Raw genomic sequence first — 19,498 nt, forward strand, 5'->3', positions numbered from 1 at the left:
CGGTGGAAGAGATTTCCGAGGTCGTCAGCGACCCGATCGGTGTCATCATCGGCCTGATCACCGACATCGAGGCGGGCTTGGACCGCTGCCAGGTCGAGGCCATGGTGATGGGTATCTCTGGTGGCCGGGCCAAGCGCCGCAAGCTTGCTCAGGCCTTGGCCGAGCGGCCCGAGATCCTCACCGACGGCCGGTCACCCGCACCTCGCGCGCTGGGAGACTTGCTGATCGCACTGGTCAAAGCGGGTGCGACGACGATCTCACCGCCGATCTGCGCCGAGTGCGGCAAGAAGCTTCGAACGCTGCAACGTCGCGGCGAGGACTGGTACTGCTGGCTCTGCGGCCCGATCCGGCTGCCCTGCGCCAACTGCGGCGACGTCGAACGCGTCCATTCCCGCGACCGCGACGGGCAGCCCCAATGCAAGAAATGCGGCCCCGGCACCGGGGCGGACGGCGGCAGCGACCCGGTCGAGATCGTGATCGAGGTCGTCACGGCACTCGACCCCACCCTGCCACCGCAGGCCATCACCGCAGCGGTGAACACGGCGGCCACCCAGGCTGGGAAACGTCACCAACTCGCTTGGGCGGTGCAGGACCGGCCCGGCCTGCTCACCGGAGCGGGCGCCGAGGCTCCTGTTCCCGCGGTGCTGCGATTGATCGACAAGCTCTGCGACGCCGGCGCCTGCGGGATCATCCGACCTCCATGCCCGCACTGCGGCCGGGTCATCAAGCTGCACCGGCCGATCGATGGACGGTGGCTCTGCCGCAACTGCGTCGCCAAGTCCCGAGCCCAGCCCTGCTCCGGCTGCGGCAGGGTCTGCGAGGCCGCGGCCCGCGACGACCACGGACGGCCGATCTGCCCGAACTGCCTGGTTAGCCACCCGGCCAACCTCGAGATCTGCGTGAACTGCGGCCGCCGCCGCACTGTGAACACCCGCAGCCCGCACGGGCCACTTTGCCCCAGCTGCCCGACGCTACCGACGGCGACGTGCTCGATCTGCGGGCAGCACCGGCCCAGCGGCACCTCCCGACTGACCGGGCAGCCGTGGTGCCCGCCCTGCCAGAACCAATCGGCACGCTGCTCACGCTGCGATCTGGTGAAACCGATCCGGTCGGGAACCCTCGACGACCCGCTCTGCCACAGCTGCACCGTCCCGGTCTTTCCTGACTGTTCGGTCTGCGAGAGCAGCCCGCAGCCGGGCCGATGCCCCGATTGCCGCTTGGAGCTGCGGTTCCGGGAGCTGTTCACCGGCGGCGACGGCGTCATCCACCCCGTCCTGCAGCCGTTGAAGGAGGCGTTGGCGGCCACCGACCCGCCCGGAACGGCATTGCGCTGGCTCGCCAAGGAACCCGTCGCGCAGGTGCTGGCCGACATCGCAGCGGACCGCCGCCCACTCACCCACGCCGAACTCGACGACCTGGAGCAGACCGCGATCCTCGCGCACCTGCGCAGCGTGCTGGTCGCCACCGGGACGCTCCCGCCCCGCGATGAGCACATGGCCCGGCTGGAACAATTCCTCGACGAGGTCCTGGCCACCCAATCCGATCCCGACCAGCGTCAGATCCTGCACCGCTACGCCGTCTGGCATCTGCTGCGCCGGCTCCGCCGCCGCACCGGCGGCCACGCCACCACGATCCAGCAGTACGCCGTCGTGCACCAGCACACGCGAGCCGCCGTCGTCCTGCTCGACTGGCTCACCACCCAGCACCTGACCATGGCGACCTGCCGCCAGGCCGACCTCGAACGATGGCTGGCCAGCGGGGAAGCCTCCCACCGCTACCAGGCAGGACACTTCGTCCGCTGGAGCGTCGGCCAGCGACTCACCACGCTGTCCTTCCCCGCCACCCGCTGGCACGGCCCTACCCGAGTACTGGATGAGGAAAGTCGCTGGGAGGCAGCCCGCCGATTGCTCCACGACGACACCATCGGCAACCGGGACCGCCTCGCGGGTCTTCTCGTCCTGCTCTATGCCCAGCCAGTCGCCCGGATCAGCCGACTGACCACCGACCAGATCACCATCGACGGCCAGGCGGTCCGCATCCACCTCGGATCGGCACCCATCACCCTGCCCGAACCCGTCGCCGACCTCACCCGCCAACTCTTGGACGGCAAACGCGGACACGCCACCACCGGCACCGGGAACCCCTCACCCTGGCTGTTCCCCGGAGGACAACCCGGCCGCCCGATCAGCGCCACCCACCTCGGGAAACGCCTCAAAGACCTCAGCATCCAACCCGGCCAAGCACGCTCCACGGCCCTGTTCCAGCTCGCCACCGAACTCCCCGCCGCCATCCTCGCCCGCATGCTCGGCATCCACATCGACGTCGCCGTCGCCTGGCAACGAGCCTCCTCCGGTGACTGGATGACCTACGCCGCCGCCGTCAGTCGCCGAAGGAAAGACTCATGAAAGCGTCGATAGTGGTCGCGCAGATCCCCATCACCTGGGACATCGCAGAGAATCTGTCGACCATCGCGGCGGTCCTGGCCGACGCTCAGCCGGACGAGATCGTCGTGCTGCCCGAGGGCGCCCTGTCAGGTTACGGCTCTGACCTGTCGGTTCTCAGCCGCCTTGACCCCACGGCGCTCGCACGCGCCATCGACTATGTCACCACGTTGGTGCGCGAGAAAGCGGTGCACCTGTTCTGCGGCTCACTGCTCTTCGAGCACGGCGCCTGGTGGAACACCGCCCTCTACTTCTCACCGCACGGCACCAGATGGACCTACCGGAAGATCAACTTGGCGATGAACGAGCGCGGCCTGCTGGAGGCCGGATCCGAGCTCCCCACGCTCCAACTCCACCTGGCCGATGGCCCCCTCACCGTCGGCGTCCAGATCTGCCGCGAGATCCGCTTCCCCGAACAGTGGCAGTATCTAGCCGGCGCAGGAGCACAAGCCTTCATCTACCTCACCCACGCCGCCAACCCCACCGAGCCCGCCGGAGTCTGGCGAAGCCACCTGATCAGCCGGGCAGCAGAAAACCAGCGGTTCGTCCTCGCCGCCAACGTCGCCGATCCCCACCAGCACTGCCCCAGCGTGATCATCTCGCCACGCGGAGAGAGTCTCGCCGAGCTGCCCGCCAACAGCGCCGGCATACTGCGGGCGACCATCGACACGGATGAGGCCGCCAGCTGGTATCTCGGTCAGCGGAGGCGCGACGTCGTCCACCTTCGCTACCAGAACAGGCCGACAGAGCAGGCATTCGGACAGTTCTGATATCCGATGGTGCCGTTACACGTCCGACTCCGCCTCCAACGCCAAGCCATCGACACCCTGGCCGAGGTGCTGGGCGAGGGCGACGACTCGAGGAACCGCCGCCCTCAGCGGTAGCCGTCCGCTGACGTTGCCGTCAGCGTTGCCGTCAAGCGCCTGGCGAGAGGCCGTCGGAGCTGGGGGAGTTACGAACCGCATCGATTTCGTTGCGGAGCTCTTCCAGCTCCTCCTCGCTTGGGGCGAACGGCGCGGAGCAGGTCCTCAGTACCTCAAGCTTCTGCCCGTCACCCCATTGGTCCCACACGTCCAAGGACGAGGCGTAGCGAACAACGACGCCCTTCTCATATCCCCTCGCGGACCACTTTCGCCAGGATTCCCATTGCGCAGCTCGCCCCGAGTCCCCAATTCGCTCACTTTCCAGGATGATCGAATCAACGATTCGGCGATGTGCCACTGCCAGCCTGGGGCTACCGAAATACGGCTCGGGAGGCTCGTCGTCCTCAAACTTCAAGCGCACCAACGCTGAAGCGAGAGTCTCAAGCTCCTCAAGGGCAAGCTCTACCTGCATAAACCTCTCCTAGCCAAACGGGTTCGGGCCGGCGTACAACACATCGGATCGATTAAACCTCAACGATCCCTGATGTATCAGTTCGTTCGGCTGCTCTCCAACCCGGAGAGACACGCCTTCCCGCCTTCGAATCGCGATCATGAAACCACCCTTGCCCGCATAGGCAGGGTTACCAGCAAAGAGAACATTGTGTATATCGCCAGACGAAACCATCTCCTGGGTCACGTACGCGCGTCCCTTTGAGTCCGCTCGGATCGTTCCGGATCCGAGAATCCCCTCATACCCCTTCTGATCTGAGTAATGGAAGATCACGTCGTCGTCGAGATTCTTTATGAGGGAATCAGCGGACCCAACGGTCGGGCAGCCACCGGAATTGTGAACGAGTACCGGAGTCTCGCCCGCCAGCACATAGTACGTGTGGATGTCGGCGATGGTGAGGTTGTGGACTCGCTGGTAGGCGGTCCACTTCTTGATCGCGGTGACCTGGACATGGGTGCCGGCGGCGGTCCGTAGCCACATGCCGGGCTTGAGGTCCTTGGCGTTGACCCACTTGCGCAGTGCGGGTACCCAGAAGGGGTGGATCTCGGTGGCGATGACCAGGCCGGTCTGATGGCCCTTCTTGCCGTCGGTGTCGACGGTGATCTGGAAGCTTCGTGGAGCGGAGCGACTCCAGGAGGGTCGCTCCGCTCCAGACTCATTCTTTGGTTCGATTACTGTGGGATAAGAGCCGCACAAGAGGCTTATTCACCAGGGCTTATGAATAAGCCTCCTTGATTAACTGGCGATGCAGTTGAGAGTTTTTAACCCAGTACCCTTGGCGTAAGTTACGTTTCCGCGCTTCATTGCCTGATGCGCATCATTCGAACCTTACGGTAAACCGATTCTTGAATCCTATTTTTCGATCTTGTTCTTCGACGAAGACCAATAGGTCTTTGATTTTTTCGAACAGTTCGCTTCCCATTGCTTGGCGACTCTCTGCGGAGAACCGCCACACAAGCGAAATGGGGCGTGGCACATCAGTAGTCAAGCGATCTCGAAGTGCCGCTAGATTGCCGCCGTAGAATGGACCGAAGTCCAAACTCTCCGCGAGGGTCCGATGAAGATCGGACTCCGACTGAATCTCGCGGCCATCGACAATCAGTTCCATCTATCACCTCCAGTTCGGCAGTTGGTAGAAGTTCTCGTAATGATCGGACGTTACGTACGCGAGGCCATCGCTTGAGTATAGTAGCCGAGTGCCGGGCTGGCGGGCTCGCCTCTTCATCGGGTCGAGACCAATATCCGCCTCGCGCCACACTCGCCCCTTTGCCACAGGTAGCCCTACGGAGGCTGCATCTTGAAATATGTCTCCTCCTATTTGACCGCCTGGAATATGATTCCCTAAAGCCTTTCCTGGCTCCCATCCGGCCGCTCCCGCTTGTGCTTTTGTTACATACTCTGAAGGGAGGGTGCCATGTGTGCGGAGGCTATCTATCAAGGGATTTGCTGCTTCCGCAACCGCAAAATCTCTCCGCAGGCCCGCCCGGGCTGCATTGACGCTCGCCCGCAAGACCTTCTTTGCGACTATCAGATCCCCAAAAAAGGGGATGATAGCGATCGCCGACAGCCCTGCTTCTTTGTAATTGCCTTCGAACGCATTAAGTACCCCGTCGGCTGCATCGGCACCGCCTCCAACCAGAGGGGTAAATCCAAGTGCACCAAGGAATGAGTGAGCGGCGTCCGAGAAGGTTGCTTTACAATCAAGTCGATTGAGCTCGCAGAAGCTTCGCCATGATTCGGGATTGACACCCCGGCTAGGACTAGGGGTCGGAGCGGCAACCGGACGTGACTCGGCCGGGGTTTCTGATGAAGGTGATGGTGACGGTCCAGAAGAGGGGGACGGCGACGGCCCGGACGGGTTGCAGGGATTGCTGGCTATAATCCCGCATTGCGCTCCGCCGTCGAGCATGTGGCCGTCGAGTTCGATGCCGGTGATGGGGTTGCCGCCGGTGAAGGCGTAGCGGTTGCTGGTCCAGGGGTCGGTGCCGAGGGAGAGGTCGTTGAGGGCGCCGTTGTAGGAGTCGAGGGTGAGGAAGCGGTTGAGGCCGGGGTTGTAGTCCCGGAACCCCATGTCATACATGCCGGTGGAGTTGTCCCACCGTTTGGCGTTGAAGCGGTAGGGGTTGTACTCCTCCTTCGCGGTGGGGTCGACCGGGTCGGGCTTGTCGACGCCGGTGAAGAGGGTGTCGTCGTTGGACCCGTAGGCGGTGTAGCCGTAGGTCGCCCGGGTGTCACCGGCCTCGGAGGTGACTTGCTCGACGTCGGTGTGGGCGTTGTAGCCGTAGTAGGAGGACTCCTCGCCGCCGTCGGCCTTGATCTTCACCTGCGACAGCCGCTCGCCCCAGGCGCTGTATTGGAAGGAGCGGGTGAGTTTCCCGGCGACCTCCTCGTCCAGGACTTCGGCCGACAGGCCGAGGTAGGAGTAGGCGGTGGTCTTCGCGTTCGCGGTGCCGGTCTTCTCGGTCTTGGTGGTGGTGCGATCCAGCGGGTCGTAGGCGTAGGTGGTGACGGTACTTCCGGCGTCACCGAGCTTTTCGTGTTTGACGACGTGGTCGAAGCCGTCGTAGGTGTACTTCTCCTGGGTCTTGCCGCCGCCGGTGATGGTGCGCAGCCGCCCGTAGGGGTCGTAGTTGTAGGTGGAGGTCTGCCCGGCGGTGGCGGAGGTCATCAGCCGGTTGCGGTCGAAGGTGAAGGTGGTCTGCTTGCCCTGGACCGTCTGGTCGTAGACGTTGCTGTTGGCGTCGTGGCTGTAGGTCTCGGTGGTCGCGGCGCCACCGCCGACCGGGGTCTTGACGGACTTGGCGATGCGGTCGCGGGGGTCGTAGGTGTAGGTGTAGTCGTTTTCCAGGTAGGCGCCGGGGTTGTCGGCGTTCTGGATTTTCGCCAGATCACGGGAGCGGTGGCCGTTGCCCTGGTAGCCGATGGTGTGCTCGGAGACCACCGTGGCGTTGGGCTTCTTCTCGATGCTGTGGCGCAGCAGGCTGTCGAGGAAGTAGTCGTAGGTGACGGTGTTGCCGTTGGCCTTGGTCTCGGTGAGGCGTTCGGCCTTGGGCGTGTAGGTGTAGGAGGTGGTCTTCGGGCCGGTGTCGGTGGCCGACTTCTTGTTGACGATCTGGTCGACCAGGTCGCGGACGTCGTAGCGGTAGGTGGCCAGCGTCTTGTCGTGGGTGCGCTCGGTGACGGCGCTGTTTTCGTTGTAGGTGTAGGTGGTGGTGTTCTTGACGGTGCCGCCCGTACCGCCGACCTTTTCGAGGATCCGATCGATCTGGTTGAGGCCGGTGTAGGCGATGTCCCAGGTGTCGATCTTCGCGGTGGGTGAGTTGTCGGCGATTCTCGTGAGGTTGGCGTTGGGGTCGTAGGTGTAGGCGAAGTCCTTCTTTTCGGTGTCGGTCTCACCGGTGGTGTCGCGTACCAGCTTGACCGCATCCGCGGCCAGGGCCCCGGCGTTGATTCGCTATGTCCCGCTTCTTCGGGTTGATCAAATGTTGTAGACGGCGAAGGCGTCGTTGTGATCGAGGAGGTCGCGGCGGGCATGGGCGATGTTGGCTCGGTCTGCCAGACGGGCGGTGCTGATCGCCAGATTGCGGAAGCTGGCCAGGGCTCTGGGTGCGGTGCCTGTCCGGAGCTGGGAGAGGTCCTCCCGGAAGGTCACGTCGCGGACCCGGTGGAGACGATTTTCCACTCCCCAGTGCGCGCGTTCGTAATGGTTGAGCTGGGCGGGCCCGGCCAGCGTGGTGGGCATGCCGGTGATGCCGTACACGATCTCTTTGCTGGTCCATGCGCCGTCCAGATCGCCGACGTCGCGGCGGAGCCGGAAGGCTTGCCGGGCACCTGGGAAGAGGGTGTCGTCTGCTTCGGCGGTGCGGATGGTCCGGCGTTCGGTGCGGTCGTGCCCACGATCGCACTCGATGGCGGTGGTGTCGCTCCATTCGGCATCCGGGCCGCTCAGCAGGGCTTGCGCGGCGGTGCGGGCCAGCGGTTGGTTTCCCTTCAAAATGAGGATGTAGTGGGCTTCCAACTGCTCGGTGATCAAGCGGGCGGTGGCCTTGGTGGTGTGCAGGGCGTCCAGAGTCAACACCATCCCGGCGACCTCCAGCTGCGGCAGCGGCGTGCGGGCGGCCGGGCCCTCGCCCCGTTTGCCGGCGACCTGGCACTGTCCAAGGATCACCCCGTGCTCGTGGCTGATCGCCCCGACCAGAAAGACGCGCCCGCCCTGCTCGGTCCGGGCGCCGCGGCTGACCTTGCCGTCCAGGGCGGCACCGGGCAGCAGCCCGTCCGGGGCGGGATGGGTGAGCTGCCGTCGGGCTGCGCGGCGTTGCTCGCGCTCGACGGGGCCGGGTGTATCGGGGATCTGTGGGATGGGTGCCGCCTGGCGTACGGCATCGGCCACGTAGCCGCTGATCGCCGCGTCCAGCGCGTCGGCGTCCACGTCGGCCAGGACCCGGCGGAAAGTTCGTTCGCCGGGCACGGTGAACAGACCGGTGAACGGGTCACGGTAGGCGCCCAGCCGCTGCGGCACCTGCTGGGAGGTCCGGGCGGCCCACTGCCAGATCGCCGCGATGCTGTTGCTGCCGACCACGAGCGTCGCGCACGCGGTCAACGCCAAGATGACCACCAGCGGATGCCGCAGCCCGCAGGCCGAGCGCTGATCGGGCGCTGTCGCCAACCGGCCCAACAACGCCGATTCCACCACGACCGGGTCGGCGGCCGGTTCCGCTTCCCACAACGCCAGGTCGGCGAGCCGGTCAAGACACGGGACGGAACAGGGGCTGGTCGGGGAAGATGGGACACGAGCGCGACTCCTGCTGCGATCTTGGGTTTGGAGACCTGAAAGATCACCAGAAGTCGCGCTCTTTCGCATGCCACCTGCCGAAACCCTCAACCGCGCCATACCGCATCAGAACTCAAGAACGCCGGGGCCCTGCCAGCAGGTAGACGTTGCCGACTCCGAACGATAGAAGCGGAAAGCCGAGCTGAGTATGGGGAGATAAGGCACGCTTTCGTCTCTTGGAAGAGACGAAATCCGGCGTTGCAAGGCAGCGGTACGGCCCGTGGAGAGAGCCTCAAAACGCAGTGTGGCGGCAGAGCCGAGGCAGGGAGGAACGGCAGGCATCACCGACGATGAGCACGCGCAGCTGCGCCGCAAGCTCGAAAACGAGGCCTGACGAAGACTCGCGACTCACCATTTGCTGCGGAGGTGGCCGTCTCAGCACGACCCTGATCCGTCCACTCCATGACGGTCGTCCCGACGGTCCCTTCGAAGGCCTGACCCTCAGTGATCCTCCTCGCCCAGGGCCCGGCATCGGCTCTGTGCCAGGGCGGCCGCCAGCGGGAAGGAGGGGCGTCAGGCCATCGGGAAAGCCAGATTCTTCCTCTGGACGTCACGCACCGTTTCCCCGTCTGCAACGTGCCAGACGGGTACCGGGGGGCCGGGATTCCCGCGTTATCCCAGCTCAACGGCGAGATGGTGGAAGCTCAGGCCGGGGCTGACCGAACCTCTCATTGTGTAATTATTTAGTCGCTAAGGGTAGCGGATGGCGGAGTGTGCGGAATCGGTTGCGAACGTTGAGTCAAGGGCTGTTGAGTGTGTCTCGACAGACTCCGGTTACCCGGACCGGGCCTGGGCGGCGTATTTGGCATGCGCTTACCCAGGCCGCCGCCGGTGCCGGGGGAGTGTGTGATGGCCCGACGCAGAATCCTCCACGTGTGCACGACATGGGGTCCCGGTAGCACTAGCGAAAAATCCAACGGATATGCAGGTCAGAGCTTCCTTAAGAACCTTCGGGCACAGCCTGGAAGGTGGGCCGCTGACCTGCATATCCGTTGTTTCCTGCGCCGTTACTACTGGGACCCCGTGAAGAGAACTTCGGACGAGGTGTTGAGAAACCTTCGATTCTTCGACACCCAGCACGGATATCGAAACCACCGACATCCGAACGGTGGATGGCGGCAACTCCGCCCGTGTCGGCTCGCTAACGCCACTGGCCGTTCCGTTGTCGATCAAGCCCCGGGCCCTAGCGGTGTGCCGTCAGCGTGTAGGCGCCCCGGGCGCAGCCAGTGACGCGCCAGCCGCCCGGTGCCTGCCGGGCGGTGACGCCCGTGAGTCCGCTACTACGGACGACCGGCCGGGCGCCGCCGGGGAACCAGACGTCGAGGCCGCACCCGGCGCCCTCGCCCTGGGCCGTGAGGCTCGCCTGGTCCGACGTGAGGCCGGTCAGGCGGCCGGGGGCGGAGCGGGGATAGGGGCGCGAGAGCTCGGCGACGTATTCGGGGGGCGGGGGCAGATCCTTCCCGGTGGCACAGTCCTCGATCATGAGGTTGCCGCCGGTCTTGGCCTCGGCTCCGGCGTGGGCGTCGCCGCAGGACTGTTTCCAGACCCAGAACGCGCCGCCGATGCGGTGCCGATCCTCTTGGTCGGTGTATTTCGTGATCGGGGCCGAGGTGGGGTCGCCGAACCAGCCCCACTCCCCCGACCAGAGCCCGGCGCCGTAGTACGCCGCCGCCCGGCTCGCCAGGTCGAAGCCGCGCTCGATGCTCGTGACGGTGAGGCCGGTGCCCTGGTCGATGGTGATCGACTCGTTGTAGAGGTGGGGAGCGAAGACGAGCAGCCGGTCGTCGGTGAAGTCCTTGGGCACCGAGACCTCGAAGCCGAGACCCGACCAGAGCACGGACGGCTCGAAGAAGACCAGGTGCGGGAAGCCGCGCTTCTCGCCCGCCCTGATGGCCTTGATCGCTCGGTCGTAGTAGCGGCCGAGTAGGACGCCGGAGGTGATCGGCGGGGCCTCGCCGAAGCCGGGCTCGTTCAGCAGGTCGTATCCGGCGACCATCGGCTCGCTCGCGAACCGCTCCGCCAGCATGCCCCAGGCGGCGACCAGGCGGGTCTGTATGCCGTCCCTGTCTTGGTAGAAGTTGGTGAAGGCGCGGGCGACGGCCGGAGAGATATCGCGTCCGGTGAACTCGCACTTGGGGGCACCGTCGAAGCGGTCGGCCCAGGTGGGGGCGCCGTCCCAGCCGTGCATCGGGGAACTGTTCTCGCAGGTGGTGCCGGGGGCGGCGTTGACGCCCTTGCCCCAGGCGTCCTGGTGCATGTCGATGACCGTGCGCAGGCCGTGCTTGGCCGCGGTCTCGACGGCCCAGGAGACCCTGGCGAGGTAGGCCGGGTCGTAGTGGCCGGGCTGGGGTTCCAGGGCTGACCAGGACAGGGCGAGGCGGATGACGTTAAAGCCCATCTGCTCCATGCCGGCGAAGTCGGCCTCGGTGAGCGGTCGCGTCACCGCTTTGTCTGGAAATTTCTGAAAGTAGTCTTCGAGCTGGTTGACGTTCACGCCGCGCAGCAGCACCTCGTTGCCGTCGGCGTCGACGATCCTGCGGTCGGCTGAGAGCGTCAGCCCCTTGGTGCGTGGTGGCTGCGCGGTGGTGGTGCCGGGCTGCAGGAGCGGTACGGCGAGCGCCGCCGCGGCCACGACGGCCGCCATCCGTATCGGCGCGGAGAAGGCGGCGCCCTTACGCGCCGAGAGAAGGGTGGCTCTTCGCGCCGGGAGGGCGGTGGGGAGGAGGGCGATGAGGGCTGCCGTTGCGAGGGCGAGGAGGGCGCCGAGGGAGAGCGCGGGGGCGAGGCGGAGCATGATCGCCGGTGCCCAGAACGTGTCGCCGCCCGCCAGGTCGCCGGGGAGCCCGATGACCACCTCGACCAGGCCCAGCGTCGCGGCCGCGCCCAGCGCGGAGATCCCGGCCACGATGGCCCGCGGCGAGGTGGTGGTGCTGAGCCAGCGGTTCAGTACCCAGGTCATCACGCCCAGCAGGGTGACGGCGGCGAGGCAGCCCAGCGGTCCCGCCTCAGGCGCCGGGGCCAGCGGGGAGTCGCCGATGGCGTACCCGACGGGCGAGCCGCCCCACCACACCCCACCGACCGACGCGCCCAAGACCACGGCCACCCCCGCCACCACCCACCCCGGCCCCCAGGCCGATGGGAAGAACGACCCCGAGGCCGCAGCGGGTCCAGCGCCCGACCCCAGGGAGGACGGGGAGGTCGAGCTCGAAGGGGGTGGGGTGGGGCGGCGGCGTAGGAGCTGGGTGAGCCAGGTGGCCGCCAGGACCGGCAGGCCGAAGACCGCCGCCTTGACGCCGGTGAAGCCGGTCGACCACGCCAGGTAGACCACATCATCAAAGGCCATCACCAGCGACATCATCAGCTTGGCCGCCATCGCCGACCACACCACCGCACCCCACACCAGCAGTGCCGTACGCAGCGGGGCACGCCCGCGCGCGACCGCCCACGCCAGGGCCCCGACCCCCGCCAGCAGCAGCGGCACGTAGATGGCCAGCGCGGCCACCTGCCAGAGCCCGGCGACGGGTAGCAGGTCGGCGCCCGTCCACGTGTACGGCGCGGCCAGCCCCGACGGGTCGAACGCCGCCCCCAGCACGATGACGGCGGCCAGCACCACGACGGCGATCGGCGACAACCAACGGTTCCTCATAGTGTCGACGACCATATATGAGCACTGCTCATATATGAAGATCTGGATCGATCTTCTCGATCCACTCGGGGCGGTTCGGGGCTGGACCTGCAACGGAACCAGAACGCACGATTAGCTCTGTTCATTCAGGTCAACGGAATACCGAGAGGGCCGTTGGGCTGATCGTCGAGGGTGATGAGCTTTCGAACGTGGTATCGGACATGATCGAACAAGGGGCTCGGGAGATTGGTCATGTTCCGGAACCCGGCTCCGATCCGCAAGTTTCGGGACGCTGATTCCGGACGGAGTTACGGACGCCTGTCGGGGCCGGTCGGAGCCCGCGCGCAGCCCTACTCGATCTTGTCCGCTGCTGAGGACTTCCGGACACGGAGATCACCCGCACCGCACGCCGCCGCACCGGGTGATCCGACCCCAAGCCCGTGATCACATCCGGGCTGCGCCGGAACCGGAACGTACGCCAACGCCTCCACGTCGGCCCCATTTGGCACCCGCATTGACCTGCCCGGACCGACTTAACGTACGAAACGGTTCCGTTGCAGGTCCACCCCCATGTACTACCTGGAGCCGGGCGTCATCCGCGCCTTCGACCACTTCTGGAACACCACCGGCGAGCACCCGGAGTTGATGGACCGCTACGCCAAGGCGTGGAAGGCGGTCGCCGCCAGGTTCAAGGACGACCCCGCAGTGCTCGGCTACGACCTGATGAACGAACCCTGGGGCGGCTCGATCCAGGGCCCGCAGTTCGAGACCGGCCCGCTGGCCACCCTCTACCGCAGGACCATCGCCGAGATCCGGTCCGTGGACAAGGACAGCTGGATCTTCCTGGAACCGCAGGCGGTGGGCGTCAACTGGGGCCTGCCCTCGGCGCTCCCGCACTTCGACGACCCCCGGAGCGGCCTGCCCCGCATCGCATTCGCCCCGCACCTCTACCCGCTTCCCCTCGACCTGGGCGAGGACTACACCGCAGGGTCCAAGGAGTGGACCGACCGTACGCTCGGCTGGTGGCGCGAGAACGTGCTGCGCACGGCGGGCCGGCTCGGCGCCCCGGTCCTGCTGGGGGAGTTCGGCCTGGACATGACCAGGCCGGGCGCGAGCGACCTGGTGAACCGGGTCGTACGGCTCGGCGAGCAGATGGGCGCGGGCATGGCGTACTGATCGCGGGACCCGTGGTCCTGGGGCCCGTACGACGAGAGCGGCAAGGCCACGCCCCTCGTCGGCGCCTACGCCAGGCCCTATCCGCGGGCGATCGGCGGCGTCCCGCTGATCAGCAGCTCCGACCGGCGCTCGCTGACCGTGACCTTCGACGGCAACGAGACGGGCCCGACCGAGATCTACCTGCCCACGGCCGGCTTCCCGAACGGGGGCAGGGCCTCGGAAGGCGAGGCCACCTGGGACGCGGCCAGGCGTGTCCTGACCGTCAGGACCAAGGCGTCCGGCCGGATCACCCTCACTGTCACCCCCGAATAGCCGGGCCGCGCCTGCGGAAAGCCCGGGGCGTGAGCGCCGCGCCGCCGAGCTCGGCGTACGCGCGGTGCAGGTTGCCGACGATCCGCTCGGGGTCGTTCAGCTCTCCGTACGGCCCCAGATCGATCTCGCGTGCGGTCTGGAGCGGAGAGAGAGGCACGCGGCCCTGCTCTCGCGGGCCCTCGTAGAAATGGCCGGTTTCGTGGGAAATGTCGGTTCGTTCGGACGATTTCAGGCAGGAATCGAGGAGCCGTCCACGTCTCATGGTCTCCTCCTCAAGAGGCACTGAAGTTCGTACAGTGGCTCCTATGCCGCGCCCACTGTCCAGAGACGCCGCGATCGACGTGCTGCTGGCGGCGATGGTCGCCGCCGTCACGGTGGGCGGGACGGCCGTCATCGCCTGGTCGTCCTCGCCCGGCCGGCTGCCTGACTGGGCCGGATACCTGATCCTGCTCGGGATGTCGGCGCTGCTGGTGACCCGGCGGGCGGCGCCGACGCTGACGATGGTCGCCGTGCTGGCGGGCTCGCTGTTCTACCAGGCGTTCAACCTGCCGGGCGGGGCCTTCACCATCCCGCCGGCGGTCGCTTTCTTCAGCGCGGTCAGCGCCGGCCGCAGGGTCGTCGCCGTGGCCGCCATGGTGGCGTGGACGCTGGCCACGTTCCTGCTCGGCGGCCTATGGGGCCGCGCCCCCGACGTCCAGGGGACGGTGTGGCTGGCGACCTGGATGGCCGTCATCCTCGTGGGGGGCGAGGTCTCGCGCGCCCGCCGCGAGCGGCTGCGGGCCGAACGCGAGGAGGCGGCCCAGGCCGAGCGGGCCCGCGAGGAGGAGGCCGGGCGCCGCGTCACCGAGGAACGGCTGCGCATCGCCAGAGAGCTGCACGACGTCCTCGCCCACAGCATCTCGGTGATCAATCTCCAGGCGGGGGTCTCCGAGCACCTGATCGACCGCGACCCGCAGCAGGCGCGCGCCGCGCTCGGGGCCATCCGCCAGGCCAGCAAGGAGGTGCTGGTCGAGCTGCGGAGCATGCTCGGCGTGCTGCGCGCCGTCGACGACGACGGGCGCCCTCTCGCCCCGGCCCCCGGGATGGACCGCCTGCACGAGCTGGTCGATCGCGCCCGCGAGGCGCGGCTGGAGGTGTCGGTCACCCTGCCCGAGGAACGGCCCGAGCTGCCCGGCGGGGTGGACCTGGCGGTCTACCGGATCGTCTAGGAGTCGCTCACCAACATCATCCGTCATGCCGGGGCCAGCCGGGCGTATGTGACGATCGGGGTCACCGACCGCGACGTCCTGGTGGAGGTCGCGGACGACGGCGCGGGCGTGCTGGCGGGCGCGCCGCTGCGCGAGGGCAACGGGCTGGTCGGGATGCGGGAACGGGTCATGGCCATCGGCGGGGAGTTCACCGCCGGACCGGCGGAGGGAAAGGGGTTCCGGGTGCAGGCGAGGCTACCGGCGCGGAGCGTGGCGGCGTGATCAAGGTGCTGCTCGCGGACGACCAGCCGCTGATCAGGATGGGGCTGCGCGCCCTGCTCGACTCAGAGCCGGACATCGAGGTGGTCGGCGAGGCGGCCGACGGGGGACAGGCCGTAGAGAGGGCCGCCGAGCTCCTCCCCGACGTCGTGCTGATGGACGTCAGGATGCCGGTGCTCGACGGTATCGAGGCGACCCGCCGCATCGCCGGCGATCCGCGGCTCGGCACCGTGCGGGTCGTCATCGTCACCATGTTCGAGCTGGACGAGTACGTGTTCCGGGGGCTCCGCGCCGGGGCCAGCGGCTTCCTCGTCAAGGACACCGATCCCGCCCAGCTGCTGCAGGCCGTACGGGTGGTCGCGGCCGGCGACTCGCTGCTCAGCCCCAGCGTCACCCGCCGCCTGATCACCGAGTACGCCGGCCGGACCGTCGACGCGCCGCCCACGCCGGAGCTGGACGTGCTCACCGACCGCGAGCGCGAGGTCGTGGCGCTCGTCGCCGCCGGGCTGTCCAACCAGGAGATCGCCGAGCGCATGGTGGTCAGCCCGGCGACGGCCAAGACGCACGTGAGCCGGGCGATGACCAAGCTGTCGGCGCGGGACCGGGCCCAGCTGGTGGTGTTCGCCTTCGAATCGGGGCTGGTGCGCCCGCGCCCGCGTCACTGACTCACCAGGCGACCGGCAGCTCCGGCAGGCCGCGGATGAGATGACCGCCCTCCGAGCGCAGTTCGCCGACGGGAACGGCGAGCCGCAGCCCCGGCAGGCGGCGCAGCGTCACGGCGAGCGCGAGCTCCAGCTCGACCCTCGCCAGCCGCGCCCCCAGGCAGTAGTGGATGCCCAGGCCGAAGGTCAAGCTCGCCGAGGCCGCCTGAGTACTCCCGGGGGAGTAGCCCGGCCGCGCGGCTGCTCCCCGGGGAGCAGCCGAACGAGCCTCCCATGACCCGATGACCGTCCTCGGCCGCCGTGACAGGCTTGATCACCGTGATCAGGCCTGTCCGGTGACGGAAGCATTCGGAGCGATATGGACACCCTTCTCCTGGCACGGCTGCAGTTCGCGACCACGACCTCCTTCCACTTCCTCTTCGTCACGCTCTCGCTCGGGCTGGTCGTGTTCGTCGCGGGCATGCAGACCGCCTACGCGATCTCCGGCAAGGCCGTCTACGCCCGCATGACGAAGTTCTGGGGCACGTTGTACGTCATCAACTACGCTCTGGGCATCGTCACGGGCCTTGTGATGGAGTTCCAGTTCGGGCTGAACTGGGGCGGGCTGTCGGAGGTCGCCGGCAACGTCTTCGGGGCGCCGCTGGCGCTGGAGACTCTGATCGCCTTCTTCGTTGAGGCGACCTTCCTCGGCATGTGGACCTTCGGCTGGAACCGGCTGCCCAAGTGGATCCACCTGGCGCTGATCTGGCTGGTCGCGGCCGCCGCGTACGCCTCGACGCTGTGGGTCCTGGCCGCCAACGCCTTCCTGCAGAACCCGGTCGGCCACGAGATGCGCGACGGCCGGGCGTACCTGACCGACTTCGGCGCGCTGCTGCGGAACGCGAGCCTGACTGACTCGCTGCTGCACGTGGTCTCGGCGGCACTGCTGGCCGGCGGCCTGTTCGTGGCCGGGATCAGCGCCTGGCACTTCATCCGGCGCACCAACGAGGAGGACGTGTTCCGCCGCTCGCTGCGGTGGGGCGTCGCCGCCGCCCCCGTCGGGGCGTTCTCGATCATCCACTTCGGCTTCCTGCAGGAGGTCGCGATCGAGCGGTACCAGCCGATGAAGCTCGCCGTCATGTACCAGGAGCCGACCCGGCTGGAGGCCGCGCGGCAGCTGATGCTGCAGCGGTTCGGCCCCGGCGACTTCGCGCCGCCCTCCTGGGTCGCGGTCCCCTACCAGGTCATGATGAACGGCGCCTTCGTCCTCGCCCTCGCCACGCTCGCATGCCTCGTGCTGCTGTTCAGGAACTGGCTGGTGCGGCTGCGCGTGCCGCTCTACGCGCTGGTCGCGATGATGCCGGTGCCGTTCGTGCTGGTGATCATGGGCTGGCTGGTGCGGGAGGTGGGCCGGCAGCCCTGGGCGGTGTACGGCCTGCTGACCACCGAGCAGGCGGTGTCGGACGTCCCTCCCGGGCTCGTGCTCGCCTCCTACATCGGCTTCACCCTGGTGCTCGGGCTGCTGGTGGTCCTCGACTACTGGCTGATCGCCACGTTCGCCCGCCGGGGCCCCCGCCACACGCTGCTCGGGACGACGCTCGCCGAGCCCGCCAGGGACCGTCTGACGGCCTACTGAACGCAGGAGGAAACTGTGGATCTCGTATGGGCGGTCCTGCTCGGGCTGCTGTTCTGCGGCTACTTCGTGGTGGACGGCTTCGACATCGGCACCGGCCTGCTGCTGCGCCGGGTCGGCCGCACCGAGGGGGAGCGGCGGGCGCTGATCACCGCGATCGGCCCGTTCTTCCTCGGCAACGAGGTGTGGCTCGTGGCCGTCGGCGGCGTGCTCGCCGGCGCGTTCCCGCTGGTCAAGGACCGGGCGCTGGGCGGGATGTACGCGCTGGTCGTGGCGGGGCTGCTCGTCTGGGTGCTGCGTGACGTGTCGATCTGGTTCCGCAGCCGGCGCGCGTCGCCCGGCTGGCGGGCGGGCTGGGACCGGATGCTGGTCGCGACCAGCGCCGCGTTCGCCGCCTTCTGGGGGCTGCTCACCGGGGCCGCGCTCGCCGGCCTCCCTCCGGCGGGCACGACGGCCGGGGCGGCGCGGCTGGCAGGGCCGTACCCGCTGCTGTGGGCGGCGGCGCTGGTCGCGCTGGTCGCCGCACACGGGTCGGTCTTCCTCGCGGTCCGGCTGTCGGGGGATCTGGCGAAGCGGGCCGAGGCGGAGGCGGCGCGCCTGCTGCGCCCCGCCGCGGGCCTGCTCGCGCTGGCCGTGCTGGCCGGGCGCTCACGCTCAGCTCCCTCGCCGCCGCGTCCCCCGTCGCCGTGCTGCTCGTACGGCTGGCCTGGGACCTGCCGGACGCGGCGGCGGACGAGGCGACGCTGCGCACGCTCGGCGGCTTCGCCCTCGTCACGCTGCCGCTGCTGGCCGCGGCCCAGGCGTGGATGTGGTGGGCCTTCCGGCGGCGGGTGGACGCCAAGACCGTGGTCTTCTTCTAGAAGGCCACTGAAGATCTTGCCGGGTATCTCGGTGGTTGGGGTCAAGGCGGGACGGTTCTGTCGCTATGTGGAGCTGGGAGCCAGGGTCCAGGCTCCGCTGGTCCGGGTGAGTCCGAGGTTGATCAGGGTCCGCAGGTTGAGGGCGGCGGCTCGGGTATGGAGCCAGGTGTTGTTCTTGATGACGCCGAGGTAGCGCAGGCGCCGGTTGCCTCGGGCCACGACCTGGGCGACGGCGCGCTCGACGGGAGGCCGCCAGCGGCGGTGGTCGGCCTGCCAGGCCGGGTCGGTGACGGCTTGGGTTCGGGCGGCGGCCAGCAGGTCGTGCTGGGCATGGATGGTGACGTTGCGCCCGGTCGCGGAGGTGGTACAGCGGGCCCTCAGCGGGCAGGGCGCGCACACCTTCTTGAACTGGGCGATGTGGGAGCCGTCGGGCTGGGGGCGGCCCAGCGCTGTGGTGTGGCCGGCCGGGCAGGTGGCTTTGCCCGCGGCGGTGTCGATGTGGAAGTCATCGACGGTGAAGCCGCCCGCGATGGTCTGCTTCAGCGGCGGCGGTTTGATGATGAGGCGGTGGCCGGCGTCGGTCAGTGCCCGGCGAGCTGCACCGGTGCCGTAGGCGGCGTCGCCCAGCACGGTGACCGGCGCCCTCTCGTCGGCGAGCAGGTCGGTGGCGACGGCGGCCTCATGATGGGCCGCTCCGGTGCCGGGCCGCAGCGCGACGTCGGTGAACAGTCCGGTCTCGGGTTCGACCGCGAGGTGGGCCTTGTAGCCGTCCTGGTACTGGGTGCGGCTTTTGTGCACGTGCCGCGATTCGGGATCGACGGTGGAGACCATCCGGTCCGGCGCGGCGCGCCGGGCGAGGGGCTTGAGCAACAACGGAACGGCCAGTGGCGTTAGCGGAGCGACGCGGGCGCAGTTACCGCCAACCGTCGTTCCGGACGCTGGCGCAAGGGCCCGCCGCCGCGTGGTAGCGGACCGAGGCTCATCAAGGCGCTCGATCGGGTCGCGGAGATCATGGGGCTGGGCGTGGCCGCACTCGGCGAGCGGGGTCTGCAAGGTGGCGGCGATGGCGACGGAATGCGGCACGGTGAACCTCCTCAAGGGCGGACTTCGCTGGGTTCAGGCGTAAGGGGGGTGTGGCG

The 19,498-nt window shown here is 67.9% G+C and carries 16 protein-coding genes and 3 pseudogenes; 10 read left to right on the forward strand and 9 right to left on the reverse strand.

Annotated features, from left to right (window positions below; all coding sequences use genetic code 11):
* The first annotated feature begins 2 nt into the window (after nucleotides 1-2).
* Together FHR32_RS34335 and FHR32_RS34340 are read left to right on the forward strand one after the other, a co-directional pair.
* Nucleotides 3-2,405 (forward strand): hypothetical protein, encoded by a 2,403-nt coding sequence (locus tag FHR32_RS34335; RefSeq protein ID WP_184758722.1) that lies wholly within the window; start codon nucleotides 3-5, stop codon nucleotides 2,403-2,405.
* Nucleotides 2,402-3,211, forward strand: a complete 810-nt coding sequence (locus FHR32_RS34340) for a carbon-nitrogen hydrolase family protein (RefSeq protein WP_184758723.1) — start codon at nucleotides 2,402-2,404, stop codon at nucleotides 3,209-3,211. The genes FHR32_RS34335 and FHR32_RS34340 overlap by 4 nt, the downstream gene beginning before the upstream one ends.
* Nucleotides 3,212-3,356: 145 nt before the next feature.
* On the opposite strand, the gene FHR32_RS34345 is transcribed toward FHR32_RS34340, so the two are convergent.
* The 4 genes from FHR32_RS34345 to FHR32_RS43435 all read right to left on the reverse strand — a co-directional run bounded on the left by FHR32_RS34345 (nucleotide 3,357) and on the right by FHR32_RS43435 (nucleotide 6,756).
* Nucleotides 3,357-3,776, reverse strand: coding sequence for a hypothetical protein (locus tag FHR32_RS34345; RefSeq protein WP_184758724.1), 420 nt, complete (start codon nucleotides 3,774-3,776; stop codon nucleotides 3,357-3,359).
* A gap of 9 nt (nucleotides 3,777-3,785) precedes the next feature.
* Nucleotides 3,786-4,511 carry a polymorphic toxin-type HINT domain-containing protein gene (locus FHR32_RS34350; RefSeq protein WP_221466643.1) on the reverse strand — a complete coding sequence of 242 codons (726 nt, stop codon included), beginning with the start codon at nucleotides 4,509-4,511 and terminating at the stop codon, nucleotides 3,786-3,788.
* Between the two features lie 121 nt (nucleotides 4,512-4,632).
* Nucleotides 4,633-4,923 (reverse strand): barstar family protein, encoded by a 291-nt coding sequence (locus FHR32_RS34355; protein WP_184758725.1) that lies wholly within the window; start codon nucleotides 4,921-4,923, stop codon nucleotides 4,633-4,635.
* A gap of 3 nt (nucleotides 4,924-4,926) precedes the next feature.
* Nucleotides 4,927-6,756 carry an RHS repeat-associated core domain-containing protein gene (locus FHR32_RS43435; RefSeq protein WP_221466644.1) on the reverse strand — a complete coding sequence of 610 codons (1,830 nt, stop codon included), beginning with the start codon at nucleotides 6,754-6,756 and terminating at the stop codon, nucleotides 4,927-4,929.
* Here FHR32_RS43435 and FHR32_RS43440 point away from each other — a divergent pair.
* Nucleotides 6,715-7,134, forward strand: a complete 420-nt coding sequence (locus tag FHR32_RS43440; protein ID WP_221466645.1) for a hypothetical protein — start codon at nucleotides 6,715-6,717, stop codon at nucleotides 7,132-7,134. The genes FHR32_RS43435 and FHR32_RS43440 overlap by 42 nt on opposite strands.
* 159 nt (nucleotides 7,135-7,293) lie before the next feature.
* Here FHR32_RS43440 and FHR32_RS34370 read toward each other — a convergent pair whose 3' ends face one another.
* On the reverse strand, nucleotides 7,294-8,541 hold the full coding sequence (locus FHR32_RS34370; protein WP_184758726.1) for an ISAs1 family transposase: 1,248 nt from the start codon (nucleotides 8,539-8,541) through the stop codon (nucleotides 7,294-7,296).
* A gap of 1,288 nt (nucleotides 8,542-9,829) precedes the next feature.
* A complete protein-coding gene (locus FHR32_RS46285; RefSeq protein WP_184758727.1) occupies nucleotides 9,830-12,277 on the reverse strand; it encodes a glycoside hydrolase family 5 protein in 2,448 nt (815 codons plus the stop codon).
* Nucleotides 12,278-12,841: 564 nt separating this feature from the next.
* Between FHR32_RS46285 and FHR32_RS34380 the strand changes: the two genes are divergently transcribed.
* Together FHR32_RS34380 and FHR32_RS45070 are read left to right on the forward strand one after the other, a co-directional pair.
* Nucleotides 12,842-13,447, forward strand: coding sequence for a glycoside hydrolase family 5 protein (locus tag FHR32_RS34380; protein ID WP_246468261.1), 606 nt, complete (start codon nucleotides 12,842-12,844; stop codon nucleotides 13,445-13,447).
* Between the two features lie 84 nt (nucleotides 13,448-13,531).
* Nucleotides 13,532-13,759, forward strand: a pseudogene (locus FHR32_RS45070) (cellulase family glycosylhydrolase); the annotation flags it as partial.
* Here FHR32_RS45070 and FHR32_RS46875 read toward each other — a convergent pair.
* Complete coding sequence (locus tag FHR32_RS46875) at nucleotides 13,746-13,916, reverse strand: hypothetical protein (protein WP_184759056.1); 171 nt, start codon at nucleotides 13,914-13,916, stop codon at nucleotides 13,746-13,748. The pseudogene FHR32_RS45070 and the gene FHR32_RS46875 overlap by 14 nt on opposite strands.
* A gap of 148 nt (nucleotides 13,917-14,064) precedes the next feature.
* On the opposite strand from FHR32_RS46875, the gene FHR32_RS34390 reads away from it, so the two are divergent.
* From FHR32_RS34390 to FHR32_RS34395, 3 genes and pseudogenes are all read left to right on the forward strand, one after another.
* Nucleotides 14,065-14,967 (forward strand): sensor histidine kinase, encoded by a 903-nt coding sequence (locus tag FHR32_RS34390; protein ID WP_221466646.1) that lies wholly within the window; start codon nucleotides 14,065-14,067, stop codon nucleotides 14,965-14,967.
* A 12-nt stretch (nucleotides 14,968-14,979) separates the two neighbouring features.
* A pseudogene (locus FHR32_RS43445) lies at nucleotides 14,980-15,228 on the forward strand (sensor histidine kinase); the annotation flags it as partial.
* The gene (locus FHR32_RS34395; RefSeq protein ID WP_184758728.1) at nucleotides 15,225-15,890 is read left to right on the forward strand and encodes a response regulator transcription factor; all 666 of its coding nucleotides are present in this window, start codon (nucleotides 15,225-15,227) and stop codon (nucleotides 15,888-15,890) included. The pseudogene FHR32_RS43445 and the gene FHR32_RS34395, both read left to right, overlap by 4 nt.
* Before the next feature lies 1 nt (nucleotide 15,891).
* On the opposite strand, the gene FHR32_RS45080 is transcribed toward FHR32_RS34395, so the two are convergent.
* Nucleotides 15,892-16,077 carry a cytochrome P450 gene (locus tag FHR32_RS45080; RefSeq protein ID WP_312882833.1) on the reverse strand — a complete coding sequence of 62 codons (186 nt, stop codon included), beginning with the start codon at nucleotides 16,075-16,077 and terminating at the stop codon, nucleotides 15,892-15,894.
* 168 nt (nucleotides 16,078-16,245) lie between these two features.
* On the opposite strand from FHR32_RS45080, the gene FHR32_RS34405 reads away from it, so the two are divergent.
* Both FHR32_RS34405 and FHR32_RS46290 read left to right on the forward strand, forming a co-directional pair.
* On the forward strand, nucleotides 16,246-17,502 hold the full coding sequence (locus FHR32_RS34405) for a cytochrome ubiquinol oxidase subunit I (RefSeq protein ID WP_184758729.1): 1,257 nt from the start codon (nucleotides 16,246-16,248) through the stop codon (nucleotides 17,500-17,502).
* 69 nt (nucleotides 17,503-17,571) lie between these two features.
* Nucleotides 17,572-18,078: pseudogene (locus FHR32_RS46290) on the forward strand (cytochrome d ubiquinol oxidase subunit II); the annotation flags it as partial.
* Nucleotides 18,079-18,422: 344 nt separating this feature from the next.
* Here FHR32_RS46290 and FHR32_RS45090 read toward each other — a convergent pair.
* Nucleotides 18,423-19,442 (reverse strand): transposase, encoded by a 1,020-nt coding sequence (locus tag FHR32_RS45090; protein ID WP_221466648.1) that lies wholly within the window; start codon nucleotides 19,440-19,442, stop codon nucleotides 18,423-18,425.
* Between the last annotated feature and the right edge of the window lie 56 nt (nucleotides 19,443-19,498).

Source organism: Streptosporangium album (assembly GCF_014203795.1).
In the GTDB taxonomy this organism is placed as follows: Bacteria; Actinomycetota; Actinomycetes; order Streptosporangiales; family Streptosporangiaceae; genus Streptosporangium; species Streptosporangium album.